The organism is Pseudoalteromonas sp. 3D05 (genome assembly GCF_002723455.1).
GTDB lineage: Bacteria > Pseudomonadota > Gammaproteobacteria > Enterobacterales > Alteromonadaceae > Pseudoalteromonas.
The window spans coordinates 270,890-284,778 of sequence record NZ_PDUS01000002.1; the positions used below are offsets into that span (position 1 = coordinate 270,890).

Annotated in this window: 13 protein-coding genes; 7 read left to right on the forward strand and 6 right to left on the reverse strand. The window is 39.7% G+C overall.

Annotated features, from left to right (window positions below; genetic code table 11):
• Positions 1-22: 22 nt before the first annotated feature.
• The 3 genes from aat to infA all read left to right on the forward strand — a co-directional run bounded on the left by aat (position 23) and on the right by infA (position 1,745).
• Complete coding sequence (gene aat, locus CSC79_RS03550; protein WP_099294113.1) at positions 23-739, forward strand: leucyl/phenylalanyl-tRNA--protein transferase; 717 nt, start codon at positions 23-25, stop codon at positions 737-739.
• A complete protein-coding gene (locus CSC79_RS03555) occupies positions 732-1,436 on the forward strand; it encodes an arginyltransferase (protein ID WP_099294115.1) in 705 nt (234 codons plus the stop codon). The genes aat and CSC79_RS03555 overlap by 8 nt, the downstream gene beginning before the upstream one ends.
• 90 nt (positions 1,437-1,526) lie before the next feature.
• A complete protein-coding gene (gene infA, locus CSC79_RS03560) occupies positions 1,527-1,745 on the forward strand; it encodes a translation initiation factor IF-1 (RefSeq protein ID WP_002962494.1) in 219 nt (72 codons plus the stop codon).
• Positions 1,746-1,924: 179 nt separating this feature from the next.
• Here the strand turns inward: infA and clpA are convergent, their stop codons facing one another.
• Positions 1,925-4,189, reverse strand: a complete 2,265-nt coding sequence (gene clpA / locus CSC79_RS03565) for an ATP-dependent Clp protease ATP-binding subunit ClpA (protein WP_099294117.1) — start codon at positions 4,187-4,189, stop codon at positions 1,925-1,927.
• A 69-nt stretch (positions 4,190-4,258) separates the two neighbouring features.
• Positions 4,259-4,567, reverse strand: a complete 309-nt coding sequence (gene clpS, locus CSC79_RS03570) for an ATP-dependent Clp protease adapter ClpS (protein ID WP_180270382.1) — start codon at positions 4,565-4,567, stop codon at positions 4,259-4,261.
• Between the two features lie 209 nt (positions 4,568-4,776).
• On the opposite strand from clpS, the gene cspD reads away from it, so the two are divergent.
• Together cspD and CSC79_RS03580 are read left to right on the forward strand one after the other, a co-directional pair.
• Positions 4,777-4,992, forward strand: a complete 216-nt coding sequence (cspD, locus tag CSC79_RS03575; RefSeq protein ID WP_099294119.1) for a cold shock domain-containing protein CspD — start codon at positions 4,777-4,779, stop codon at positions 4,990-4,992.
• 469 nt (positions 4,993-5,461) lie between these two features.
• Positions 5,462-7,684 carry an NADP-dependent isocitrate dehydrogenase gene (locus CSC79_RS03580; RefSeq protein ID WP_099294121.1) on the forward strand — a complete coding sequence of 741 codons (2,223 nt, stop codon included), beginning with the start codon at positions 5,462-5,464 and terminating at the stop codon, positions 7,682-7,684.
• A 117-nt stretch (positions 7,685-7,801) separates the two neighbouring features.
• On the opposite strand, the gene CSC79_RS03585 is transcribed toward CSC79_RS03580, so the two are convergent.
• The 3 genes from CSC79_RS03585 to CSC79_RS03595 all read right to left on the reverse strand — a co-directional run bounded on the left by CSC79_RS03585 (position 7,802) and on the right by CSC79_RS03595 (position 11,374).
• Positions 7,802-9,043 (reverse strand): amidohydrolase family protein, encoded by a 1,242-nt coding sequence (locus CSC79_RS03585; RefSeq protein ID WP_099294123.1) that lies wholly within the window; start codon positions 9,041-9,043, stop codon positions 7,802-7,804.
• A gap of 12 nt (positions 9,044-9,055) precedes the next feature.
• Entirely contained in the window at positions 9,056-10,438 is a 1,383-nt protein-coding gene (locus tag CSC79_RS03590) for an amidohydrolase (RefSeq protein ID WP_099294368.1), read from the reverse strand.
• 150 nt (positions 10,439-10,588) lie between these two features.
• Positions 10,589-11,374 (reverse strand): hypothetical protein, encoded by a 786-nt coding sequence (locus CSC79_RS03595; protein WP_099294125.1) that lies wholly within the window; start codon positions 11,372-11,374, stop codon positions 10,589-10,591.
• 341 nt (positions 11,375-11,715) lie between these two features.
• Here CSC79_RS03595 and CSC79_RS03600 point away from each other — a divergent pair, with 341 nt between their 5' ends.
• Entirely contained in the window at positions 11,716-12,081 is a 366-nt protein-coding gene (locus tag CSC79_RS03600; RefSeq protein ID WP_099294127.1) for a DUF3718 domain-containing protein, read from the forward strand.
• Between the two features lie 61 nt (positions 12,082-12,142).
• Here the strand turns inward: CSC79_RS03600 and CSC79_RS03605 are convergent, their stop codons facing one another.
• Complete coding sequence (locus tag CSC79_RS03605; protein ID WP_099294129.1) at positions 12,143-12,838, reverse strand: DUF445 domain-containing protein; 696 nt, start codon at positions 12,836-12,838, stop codon at positions 12,143-12,145.
• A 123-nt stretch (positions 12,839-12,961) separates the two neighbouring features.
• Between CSC79_RS03605 and CSC79_RS03610 the strand changes: the two genes are divergently transcribed.
• Positions 12,962-13,822 carry a fructosamine kinase family protein gene (locus CSC79_RS03610; protein ID WP_099294131.1) on the forward strand — a complete coding sequence of 287 codons (861 nt, stop codon included), beginning with the start codon at positions 12,962-12,964 and terminating at the stop codon, positions 13,820-13,822.
• Positions 13,823-13,889: the final 67 nt, after the last annotated feature.

Sequence of the window (13,889 nt, forward strand, 5' to 3'; positions counted from 1 at the left end):
TGTAATAATTAGAAACGATGATATGACAAAGCAACTCTATCAATTATCCCAAGACCATTTTAATTTTCCTGATCCACAGCATGCTCTCGATGATCCAGATGGCCTGCTAGCTGTAGGAGGCTGTTTATCTGTTGCGCGGTTAAAAAACGCTTATAGTCAGGGGATTTTTCCGTGGTTTAGTGACTACGAGCCAATTATGTGGTGGTCGCCGAGTGAGCGTGGCATTATCGAGCTTACTGATTTTCATGTCAGTAAGAGTTTGCGTAAGCATTTACGTAAAAACCCCGTTAAGGTAACGATTAACACCGCTTTTGATGAGGTGATTGAAGCATGCCAACAACAACGGATTGACGTTGAAGGTACGTGGATCACAGATGATATGCTCAATGCCTATAAACAAGCCCATTTAGACTCTCTAGCCCACAGTGTTGAGGTGTGGGATGACGGCAGCCTTGTTGGTGGTTTGTACGGCATAATGCAAACTGGGGTGTTCTGTGGCGAGTCTATGTTCCATCATCAGGCCAATTGTTCAAAGCTTGCAATGTGGGCGCTGGTGAATTGGCTAAAACGCCACGACGCTCATTTCATTGATTGCCAACTGGAAAACCCCTATTTATTGTCTTTAGGTGAAAAAGTTGTACCTAGATCTGATTTTTTAACTAAACTTGAACAAGCAGCAAGTTACAAAATTCCAACTACTATGTGGCAAGCCCAGGAGCTTACGGCAATTTATGACTGAACATCTTCCAGCACGTTTAGGCTTGAGCCAACAATTTGATTGCAGTTATTTAGGCGACCGCCAAGAGCAATTACTGGTTATTTTAGACCCAAGTTGTTACAGCAGTAGTAAATTTGAATCGTTACTTGGTTTAGGCTTTCGCCACAGTGGTGACCAAATTTACCGCCCTCACTGCCCAGCATGCAGTGCTTGCAAGTCTGTACGTGTTTTAGCTCAGGACTTTTCGCCATCAAAATCGCAAAAACGTAAACTTAATAAAGCAAAAACACGCTTTACAATAAAATATTCAGAGCAAGAGCGCCCCGAATATTATCCACTCTATAGCAAATACATCACCGAACGCCACCAGAATGGTTCGATGTTTCCACCTGAACAATCACAGTATCAAAGCTTTTTATTTTGTCATTGGCTGCCCATTACCTTTATTGAGCTTTGGGATGATGAGACACTGGTTGCGGTTGCGGTAACTGACTGTATGAACAAGGCTATATCTGCTATTTATACTTTTTTTGACCCTGACTATGAGCACTTCAGTGTTGGCACTTTAATGATCTTAGAACAAATAAAGTTCGCAAAAACGTTTAATAAAGAATATGTCTATTTAGGTTACCAAATAGACGAATGCGCTAAAATGCGATACAAAACACAGTTTTTACCTGCCGAAAATAGAGTTGGAGACATCTGGCTGGCCATTTAATTTACAAAAATAGCCGCTGTAGCTTTACTTATTGGTGTATTTTGGGCAAAATCTGCATCGTTTAACTATTAAAGAGGTGTTACGCTAAACATGGCGAAAGAAGACGTAATCGAAATGCAAGGAACGGTCCTTGATACTTTACCAAATACAATGTTCCGAGTTGAGCTTGAAAATGGTCACGTAGTAGTGGCTCACATTTCAGGTAAAATGCGTAAAAATTATATTCGTATTTTAACCGGCGATAAAGTTACCGTAGAAATGACCCCATACGATTTATCGAAAGGTCGCATCGTATTCCGTGCTCGCTAAGTTAGTGCGTTAACGAAATATCAAGTTTTTAGCTAAGTTGATTAAGTAACTTAGTTACTTGCTACATTAGCTTTAAGCGTTTATTAAATGTAATGGAAAGCAACTCGCTGACTATTACATTTAATAAACAAAAAGCCCAGCATATGCTGGGCTTTTTGTTGTCTGCACAATTGCAGTGATTATGCTGGTGTTAAATCGGTTTCAAAATCAAAACGCAATTTTTTATCTTTCAGTGACACTTTAACAGTGCCCCCTTCAATTAACTCACCAAACAAAATCTCATTAGCCAATGGCTTTTTAAGCTGCTCTTGAATAACACGCCCCATTGGTCGTGCACCCATAGCTTTGTCATAACCTTGGTCCGCTAACCATTCACGCGCTTTAGATGTAAGCTCAAGGTTAACCGATTTTTTATCAAGCTGAGCTTGCAGCTCAACAATAAACTTATCGACTACTAATAAGATCACATCACGCTCTAGGTGGTTAAACCAAATAATATTATCTAAGCGGTTTCTAAACTCAGGTGAGAATACTTTGTTGATCTCGCTCATTGCATCATGAGAATGGTCTTGCTCAGTGAAACCAATCGACTTACGCACAGTCTCTTGCACCCCAGCATTTGTTGTCATGACCACCACCACGTTTCTAAAGTCCGCTTTACGGCCATTATTATCAGTTAACGTACCGTGGTCCATTACCTGTAATAAAATGTTGTAGATATCAGAGTGGGCTTTTTCTATTTCATCAAGCAGTACAACTGAGTGTGGGTTTTTAATAACCGCTTCAGTGAGCAGGCCACCTTGTTCAAAACCAACATAGCCAGGAGGTGCACCAATTAAACGGCTAACTGCATGACGCTCTACATACTCAGACATATCAAAACGAATAAACTCAACGCCCATGCATTTAGCAAGCTGTTTAGTGACCTCTGTTTTACCTACACCAGTTGGCCCTGCAAACAAGAACGAACCAACCGGTTTGTCTTCATTTGATAAACCTGAGCGGGATAAGCGAATAGCAGAAGTAAGCGCATCAATTGATTGATCTTGACCAAACACCAACATTTTGAGGTTACGATCAAGGTTTTTAAGCGTTTCTTTATCGCTTGATGACACACTTTGCTGCGGAATACGCGCCATTTTGGCGACAATGGATTCTATATCCGCTACACCAATGGTTTTTTTACGTTTAGAACTAGGCTGTAAACGTTGATTAGCACCAGCTTCATCAATCACATCAATAGCTTTATCCGGAAGATGGCGCTCATTAATGTATTTAGCACTAAGCTCAGCCGCCGCCTTTAACGCTTTTTGTGTATAACGAATACCATGATGTTCTTCGTAACGCTCTTTTAAGCCATTGAGAATTTTGGTGGTATCAGCCACGCTTGGCTCAAGGACATCAATCTTTTGGAAACGACGAACAAGAGCACGGTCTTTTTCAAAGATGTTTTTGTATTCGTTATAAGTTGTAGAACCCATACAACGCAGTTTACCACTTGATAATAACGGCTTAAGTAAGTTAGAAGCGTCCATAACGCCACCAGAGGCCGCTCCAGCACCAATTATGGTATGAATCTCATCGATAAATAAAATTGCACCTGGTTGCGCCTGAAGCTCTTTAAGCAAAGCTTTAAAACGCTTTTCAAAGTCGCCACGGTATTTTGTACCGGCAAGTAGCGCGCCCATATCTAACGAATAAACGACTGCATCAGCTATTACGTCGGGTACTTGTTCGTTTACAATGCGATACGCAAGGCCTTCAGCAATGGCGGTTTTACCCACCCCTGCTTCACCAACTAGTAACGGGTTATTCTTTTTACGACGACATAAAACTTGAACTGTACGTTCGACTTCGTTATCACGACCAACAAGGGGGTCTATGTTTCCTTCCTTTGCCTGCACATTTAAATTAGTGGTGAAGTTATCAAGCTTTGAAGGTTCTTCCCCTTGCACTTCTTGCACTTCTTCGTGAATATCATCTGCCTCTTCGCCACCAATGTCATCGTCTGACTTGCCGATACCATGTGAAATAAAATTCACAATATCTAAACGAGAAACATCTGATTTTTTCAGTAAATAAACAGCCTGGCTTTCTTGCTCGGAAAAAATAGCCACGAGCACGTTTACTCCAGTGACTTCGTTTTTTCCCGACGACTGCACATGGAATACTGCACGTTGTAACACTCGCTGAAAACCAAGAGTAGGCTGCGTTTCACGCTCCTCTTCTAAATCGGGAATTACTGGCGTTGTTTCGTCAATAAATTCTGATAGCTCTGTTTTTAGCGCTGCCATATCAATTGAACACGCATTTAGCGCCTCACTTGCAGACGGGTTATCTAGTAGCGCGAGCAAAAGGTGCTCTACGGTCATAAATTCATGACGGCGAGTGCGTGCTTCACGAAATGCCGCATTTAAAGTTAGTTCTAAATCTTTGTTTAGCATTGGCAACCCCTTAATGAGATATTAATTATATACCGTTGTGATGGGTACTTTGTTCACCCTACCTTGGTATTATTCCTGCTCACAACTACATAGCAGTGGATGCTCGTTATCACGTGCATAACGGTTTACTTGTTCAACTTTTGTTTGTGCTACATCTGCAGTGTAAACCCCACAAATTGCACGCCCGTTTTGATGAACTTGAAGCATCACATCTGTTGCTCTATCGCTATCCATATTAAAAAACGTCACAAGTACTTCTATTACGAAGTCCATTGGCGTGTAGTCATCATTATTTAAAATGACTTTATATTTTCGCGGTGGTTGTAGCTTTTGCTTTTCACTATCGCGAACTGTGTCTAAAACACCTGAATCTTTCATGCCACTCATAATTAAATATAGTCTTGTCTTTGGAACTCAAGCAAACTTGAATAAAAAAATAAATAAAATGTTAAAAAATAGTTTAAATCACTTGACTGATAGTATAAATAAACTACAGTCAGATATAGATTGATTAAACCTTAGTCAGTCTATCAAATTATACGGTTTAGAATAACTAAATTAGTCAACTTATAGAAGGATGTAGAAGTATGGCTTGTGGTAAAGTCAAATGGTTCAATAACGCCAAAGGTTTTGGTTTCATCGTAGAAGACGGCTGCGAGAATGATATTTTCGCTCATTACTCAACGATTGTAATGGACGGATATAAAACACTTAAAGCTGGTCAAGATGTAACATTCGAATTACAGCAAGGTCCTAAGGGCCTGCACGCGACTAATATTGCTCCTAACGAAGAGTTAGCGTAGTTGTTACAGAAGTTCGACACTACAAGCGAGCGTTCTGAAAAGTTCCTCGCTTAACCCCCCTCTTTTTTAATATTCAATTTTGCTATTAACCATTTTTTTTAAACTAACAAAACGGTTAAAACCATCTAAAACTCTTGAATTATTGCCCAATCGCCCCAATAGTGTATTTGTTATGATATTTCAGGCAATGTTGGCTCGCCCTTAACGACGAGTACTCTAGCCCTTTTACGCCAATCTTGGTACACTCTGACAGCTTAAAATTTGCATTTATATGCTATTAAAGCTCATAACACTATGCTAATGGCTAATTTATTTATCGCCAATAAAAGCATATAAATACGCATCCACAGTCCGTCAGGTGTGGTTATTGATTTGCAGTATTAACACCTAACAGACTGATCATTGCCAACAGGTGATGATATTCTTGCATTGTTGAATATGGCTTTATGCCTACTATCTAGGAATGATGATGACATCAAAAATTATCTATACTAAAACAGACGAAGCTCCGGCACTCGCAACATACTCTTTACTACCAATTATTCAAGCATACACGAATGCCGCTGGTGTTGAAGTTGAAACACGTGACATCTCATTAGCTGGTCGCGTAATTGCTAACTTCCCTGAGTATTTAACACAAGAGCAGCGCATTGGCGATGCACTTGCTGAGCTTGGTGAGCTTGCTAAGACACCTGAAGCTAACATCATCAAATTACCGAATATCAGTGCATCTGTTCCACAGTTACGTGCTGTTATCAAAGAATTACAAGAAAAAGGGTATGCGCTTCCAGAATACCCAGCTGAACCAAAAACAGACGAAGAAAAAGCAATTCAAGCGACTTACGATAAAATCAAAGGCAGTGCAGTAAACCCTGTATTGCGTGAAGGTAATTCAGATCGTCGTGCACCAGGCTCTGTTAAAGAGTATGCACGTAACAACCCACATTCAATGGGTGCATGGAGCAAAGAGTCTGCTTCTTATGTTGCAAGCATGAGCGAAGGTGATTTCTTTGGTTCTGAGCAATCAGTAACTGTTGATGAAGCAACAGATGTTCGCATTGAGCACGTTGCTAAAAATGGTGATGTGTCTGTACTTAAGGCAAGTACACCACTCCTTGCTGGCGAAGTCATTGATGCTTCTTCTATCAATGCAACAAAATTACAAGCTTTCTTAGAGGCTGAAATTCAAGCTGCAAAAGAAAAAGGCGTATTGTTTTCATTACACATGAAAGCAACCATGATGAAAGTATCTGATCCAATCATCTTTGGTCACGCTGTTAAAGTATTCTACAAAGACGTATTTGCAAAACACGGTGAGTTATTTGAAGAGCTAGGTGTTGATGTAAATAATGGCCTTGGCGATGTGTATTCTAAAATCCAATCTTTAGATGATGCAAAACGCGCTGAAATCGAAGCTGATATTCAAGCTGTATACTCAAACCGTCCTGCTATCGCGATGGTTGATTCAGACCGTGGTATCACTAACTTACACGTTCCAAGTGATGTGATCATCGATGCATCAATGCCAGCAGCTATCCGTTCAAGCGGTCAAATGTGGAATAACGATGGCAAATTACAAGATACCAGCTTTGTAATTCCAGATCGTTGTTATTCAAGTGTTTACCAAGCAACAATCGATTTCTGTAAAGAACACGGTGCATTCGATCCAACGACTATGGGTAGCGTGCCAAATGTTGGCCTTATGGCGCAAAAAGCAGAAGAGTACGGCTCACACGACAAAACATTCGAAGCTAAAGCTGACGGTGTAATTCGTGTTGTTGATGCTAACGGTAATACGTTACTAGAGCACAGCGTAGAGCAAGGCGATATCTGGCGCATGTGTCAGGTTAAAGATGCACCAATCCAAGATTGGGTAAAACTTGCCGTAAACCGTGCTCGCGCAACAGGTAACCCTGCTATCTTCTGGCTTGATGAAAACCGTGCACATGATGCGCAAATCATCAAAAAAGTAAATGCATATTTACCAAACCACGACACTGATGGTCTTGATATCCAAATTTTAGCACCTCTTGAAGCGACTCTGTTTTCACTAGCGCGTATTAAAGAAGGTAAAGACACTATCTCAGTTACGGGTAACGTATTACGTGATTACCTTACTGATTTATTCCCAATTCTTGAGCTTGGTACAAGTGCAAAAATGCTTTCAATCGTTCCACTTATGAATGGCGGTGGCTTATTTGAAACAGGCGCTGGTGGTTCTGCACCTAAGCACGTTCAACAGTTCGAAAAAGAAAATCACTTACGTTGGGATTCTTTAGGTGAATTCTTAGCCTTGTCTGCTTCACTCGAACATTTAGCAGTGAATGCTGGCAACAAGAAAGCACAAGTACTTGCTGATACGTTAGATAAAGCAACAGGTACTTTCCTTGCTGAAAACAAATCGCCTTCACGTAAAGTAAAAGAAATTGATAACCGTGGTTCTCACTTCTTCTTATCTTTATTTTGGGCTCAAGAGCTTGCTAAACAAGATGATGATTCAGAGCTTAAAGCTCAGTTCACTCAAATTGCTAGTGACTTAGAAGCACAAAAAGAGCAGATCGTATCTGAACTTAATGACGCACAAGGTGTATCTATGAACGTAGGTGGTTATTTCCAACCTAACGACTCATCGGCATTTGATGCAATGCGTCCAAGTGCAACATTTAACGATATTCTATCTAAACTAGTTTAATCGTTAAATAGTATAAAAGGCGCTCAATGAGCGCCTTTTTTGTGCCTAAAATAAATCAGGCACTTTGCAATACGCATAAAAAAAGCCGCTAAAGCGGCTTTTTAAACTAACTAAACACTATTTAGTGTATGCGCGTGGCATCTGTGAATCAGTCGTATAACGCTCACGTAGTTTATCTTGACGTGCTTCAGTTGACACTTCTTCACCATTAATAAACATTTTAGTCACGTGACTGTTCAGCTCAAACGGGTCACCATTCCAAATAACTAAATCAGCCGCTTTACCTACAGTAATGCTGCCTGCATTAATACCAAATACATCCGCCACATTAGCGGTAATTGCTTTTAACGCACCTTCTTGAGTCATGCCATATGATACGGCATTACCAGCATCAAAGCGTAACTGATACACATTGTGGCTGCCATCTCCAGCAATCGAAAGTAGTACTTTAACGCCTGCTTTTTCAAGTAAACCTGCATTCGCTAAATGGGCATTTAATGAATCAAAACTACCTGGTAAGTTGTCCATTGAACTCATTATCACAGGGACTTGCGCTTTTGCTAGCTGCTCTTTAACTACAACAGCATCTTGAGCCCCTGCAATCACTAGGTTAAGCGAAAACTGTTCCTTTACTTTTATAAGCTCGATGATGTCTGATGCACGTGATGCACTTACTAATAGTGGCATTTCACCAGCGAGTACTTTAGTTAAAACTTTCTCTTCTGTACTTGGCTTTGCATCATCTTTTTTGTCCTTTTTCTCAGACTTTTGCTGATGTCCACTCAACTTGTCAATTAACGACTTAAGTGACATTGCACGTGAGCCTTTACGCTGCTCTCCTAAATGAACAACCAATGCAGCTTGTGTTTGTTTAACGCTGTCAAACTCACCACTTAAATCGACTACAGTAGCAAGACCTGCAAAAATGCTGTCACCACCGTGAGGAGTAACTACATCACGAGTAATGCCGCCTTTGCGTGCATATGGGATCAAGCTTGAACGAGGGTTAAACGCAAGGCTTGGATCAAAGTCGATGCCTGCTTTATCATCGCCAGCATCACGAGAACCTGCAACAGCGCCTACTTCAACTAAACCGAGTTGATTCATGCTGCCAATGAAACCAGCTGTGATGATTTGTCCTTTTGCATCAACAATATTATCAGCTTCAACTTTTTCAGGGTTTATTGCTGTAATTTTGCCTTCGTCAAATACAATGCTAGCGCCATTTAATACGCCCTGCTCTGTCGATGTATGCACCGTGGCATTAATAATTGCGAACGATTCAGCATTCGCAGCGGTACTCGCCAATAAACCAGCAGCAACTAGCGAGAGTGAAAATGAGTGTGTTAATTTTGTCATTCTTGTTACTCCTTATTTTTGACCTAACATGAAATCGCTTTGCGCTTGGAACGCCGCATCATCACGGTCATACACTTTGGCGCCATCTATAAATACTTGCTCAGCTTTTGCGTAAACACTGAAAGGGCTTTGGTTCCAAATAACAACATCACCTTGTTTACCTGCTTCAAGCGAGCCTGTTTTATCATCAATACCGAGCGATTTTGCTGCATTTACAGTGATCCACTTAATTGCATGCGCTTCAGAGATATCAAAACCGTTATCATTTGCGCGGAACATTACTTTGCCCGCTTCTTGGTTAAGGCGTTGAATTGTTGTATCTGAATCAGAGTGAACAACCGCACATGAGTTTTTAACTGCATCAACAATCGCAACGTTTTCTTGAATCATGTCGTAGGCTTCCATTTTAAAGCCCCACCAATCTGGCCACAGTGCAGCGCAAGAACCATTTTCTGCTAGTAAATCAGCAATTTTATATGCTTCAATACCATGATGGAATGTACCTGCGTGGTAACCAAACTCTTTAGATAGGTCGATCATCATGGCCATTTCTTCTGCTTTATAGCAGTGGTTATGGATCATCACTTCGCCTTCTAGTACGCCGCGCAATGTGTCGTATTTAATGTCACGATGTGGTACTTCAGGGTTCTTTCCTGCGGCGTAGTCTGAATCGTATTTATCCCACTCACGCTTGTACTCTGCTGCTCCAATCCACGCAGTACGATATCCCGCCATGTTACCCATACGCGTTGATGGTAATACTCCTTTACGACCATAAACGCGTTTAGGGTTTTCACCACATGCCATCTTTAAGCCATAAGGCGCATCAGGAAATTTCATTCCTTGCATTGTATGCGCGGGTACGTTCTTTAAAGTAACGCCACGACCACCAAATAAATTAGCAGAGCCAGGTAGAATTTGTAACGACGTGATACCGCCTTCACGAGCTCGGTTAAAACCAGGGTCTTGTGGCCATACCGAATGCTCAACCCATACTTCAGCTGTATTAGGGCTGGTCATTTCATTACCATCTTGATGGGACTCAACCGACGGGTTTGGATAAGCGCCCAAATGAGAATGCACATCGATTAAACCAGGAGTTACCCACTTGCCCTGCGCATCAATTGTCACGTCAGCGCTGGCAGATAAATCTTTACCCACTTGTTGTACTTTACCATCCACTAATAGCACGTCAGCTTCATCTAAACGCTCACCTGTACCTGTTAAAACAGTAGCATTGGTAATTAAAGTGCTGGTTGATTTAAGAGCTGTGTAGGTACTCGGGTATGGGTTTTTATTTATAGTAACTTTTTCGTCTTGAGGACCGTTATCCTGGCAACCCGCTAAAGCGACACCAAGTGCAACGACCAGCAATGAAGGAGCAAATTTTTGCATCATGTTAGTCTCTGTTGTTTTTTTGTTAATGTATATAAATAAACAGTATAAAGCTAAGAAATAAGCTGGATCTGCATTTATTTAAGATGAATGCCATTCCAATGAGCTCTTAATAAATTCATAGCTTTACTTATTAAAATGACACGCAGATTATTTTTTTACATAGTTAGTATAGAGCTTATCCAACGCAGCTTGCGTTGAAAGGCTCGGGTCCTGATTAATAAAATGCTTTACTGTTCGTGTTACAAAATCTGAATTTTGTTTGTGCTGTTTTGCAAACTCTTTAATCAAGCAGTTACCATCTTTTGCCGCCGTGACTTTATCGTGGCGATGACGATATTGACTTAGTGCTTTGTTAAAATCACCTTGATAATCTTCAACCAAAATTTTATAAAACTCACTTCGCTGTACTTTTAAAGTATCAATACAATAATTTAAGGCTTGTTTGAAATCGTAAAAAACAGTCCCCTCTACATCAAACTCTGGCGTTTTTTCGCGTACAGTCACTTTTGCTTCTTCTGTTGCGTAGCTAAAACCAACAAATGCCATGCGTTCAGAGGCCTCTTTGCCCAGTGCCATCCCCGCTTTTATGCTGTGTGCAAATTCATCGCTCATCTCAGAAAGCTCATTTTCATGCCACATATTATATACACGTAGTGGCTTTGCATATTTGCTTGCTAATTTCTTTTTTAATTTCGTAAAACGTTCGTCAATGGTAAGTAACCGCTCATTATGTAATAGCGCATGACATTCATAACATGCTGCAATACTTATAAAATCAGCATCTTCTCCTAGATCAATCGTGCTTTGTAACATGTGTATAGGGGGGCAATGATCGCGTTCAGTTGCTTCACAACCACAATAAAAACATTGGTTAAAGTTAGTTTGGTTACATGCATAAGCTTGTTGGTAATATTGAGAAACCTTATTACTCACATCATCTCCATTGGGGAGTTAACTATTTATCGCGAATGATAGCAGCCTGAAAAAATATGTCAGCCATCATAAATAATAAAGTGCATTTACTCTAAAGTAAATGGTGTGTAAAACCAATGAAAACAGTATGAAAATAATGCAAAAGCAAACAAAAAAATGAAAAATAATATCCAGAAGATGTTTCAAAATACACATTTAAAAATTAATTAATTCAATTGCTTAATCAAGTATTTCAGGGGTGAAATAGTTACTTACATCTTGTCGATTTTCGTTTACAGCATTCTTTTTAAAATAAGCCAATAATTAAATCGTCAACTAACATCAATACCTGGAGAATGATGATGAACACTTTAACAACTACACTTACTACGATTCTTTTAATCGGCGCGGCAACACTTGCATCTACTACAACTCAGGCGGCAGAATTTATTGCAGCAGATAACACACCTGGTACTCAAGTTTGTATGGCTGTGGTAGCAAATAGACCGATTACACTTTCAACAACGATGCGTGACTTACGTATGAATAAAAATACAGCAGTCAATAAATTACGTTGTAATGATATGCAACTGGCTCAGTTTGCAGGTAAATATGGCTTTAATAAATCAGCTAAATTTTTAAATTTAGACTCTAGTACAAAAACGAGCATTCAAGATTTAGCTAAAGTTAATGATGACACTATTTTGGTTGTTTCGGGCTCTAAATAGTTATGAATAGTGTTATTTATGTTTAAGCAGGCGAGTCGTTGGCCTGCTTAAGTTTTTCTCACTATAAAATGGCAGCAATTAAACCAAATAAACCACCAAAAACTCCACCCCATACAACAAGCCAACCCAAGTGCTCACGTATCATGGTCTGAATAATATCTTTCACCATAGCAGGTGTCAGTTCATCAAGCCTATCATCCACCAGCCCTAACACTGTATTGTACAAAGCATCTGAAGACATCGTTTTTTGAGTGAGCTTTTCATTAACAAGTTGCTTAAACTCTGCAGTTTCGCTCATAGTTATCAAAGACGCTTTCATTTTAACTATAAATGATTCGCGCATAGGTTCAACAGCTTGCGTGCCACCCAACATGGCAAGCATACTGCCAAACTGAGATTGCTCAATTACTTCAAGTAAACTATCAAAAGCAGGGTCTAGATTTACATCTTCAATAACCGGTTTTAAATCTATTTCTGGCTTCTTGCTTTGCAATAAATTGGCTATTTTTTCCTTGGAGAAAAACTCTGTTATAACCAATTCTTTGATGGCTTCTTTAAAACGTCCAAACTTGACTTGTATAACCCCTGAACCATATAAAAAAGGGACTTTTTCAAACAGCATATGCACAGCAAGCAAATTTGTGAAAGCGCCAGAAAGCGCAAATAAGCCAATTGACAGCACAATAGCTTGATCTAAAAAATAACCAATCAACACCAATATCACTGCCGTTAAATTTGTAAGCATACTTTTGTTCATATTCTCTCCAGGCGCTATAGCGTAGTCACTTAAAACTGGTTTATGAATTTTACATACAAGAGTTTGTTTATTTAACTACTTTTTGCCATAGTTTAGTTATCTGTATAAAAGTTGAGCATTATTATGTGGAATACCGTTAATGAGCAGATCAGCCAAGCAATGCACTTTGATTTTAAACACACCTACAAACGCCAGCTACAAAATACAAATGACATTAAATTGTATGAAATTAGCGACGGGATCCACCAATATTTAGTTAAAGTTGGTCACCATTCATATTTAGAACATTTTGAATGCGAAGCACATAGCTTAAAATTGCTAACTCAAGAAAGCCTATTTATGGTGCCAGACTGTATCACGTTAGGCGCGAATATAGAGTTTTCATTTTTAGTACTTGAATGGCTTACATTTGATCAACAACCACATACCGATTGGCAAACAATGGGCAGTCACTTAGCCAGTCTTCATCACAAGCATCAACAAGTAATGTTTGGTTTTGATCACGATAATTTTTTAGGCTCTACTGTTCAACCTAATCGATGGCATAAAAAATGGGATGTATTTTTTGCAGAAGAGCGCATTGGTTGGCAACTGCAATTGCTCGAAGAAAAAGGCATCACTCTAACTGATAAAGAAAACTTAATTGGGTTAGTCAAAGATTTACTGCATAGCCATACAGTCCAGCCATCACTATTACATGGTAACTTTTGGCGCGGCAATATGGGTTTCATAAATACAATACCCAGTATTTTTGACCCCGCAAGTTATTATGGTGATCGGGAAGTAGATATAGCGATGAGTGAATTGTTCGCCCCACTACCCGACGATTTCTATCAAGCTTATGATCACCTGTACCCTTTAGCCACAGGCTATGAAAAACGCAAACATATCTATCAATTGTATCCAATACTTAATAATGCAAATATTTTTGCAGGTCACTATCTAACTGAAGCAAAACAACAAATCGAACGGCTTATAAAATAACAGCCATTTTATTGTAAAGGGAATGTCATAAACGGCTAATTGAGACTATATTTAAGATAGGATTTTT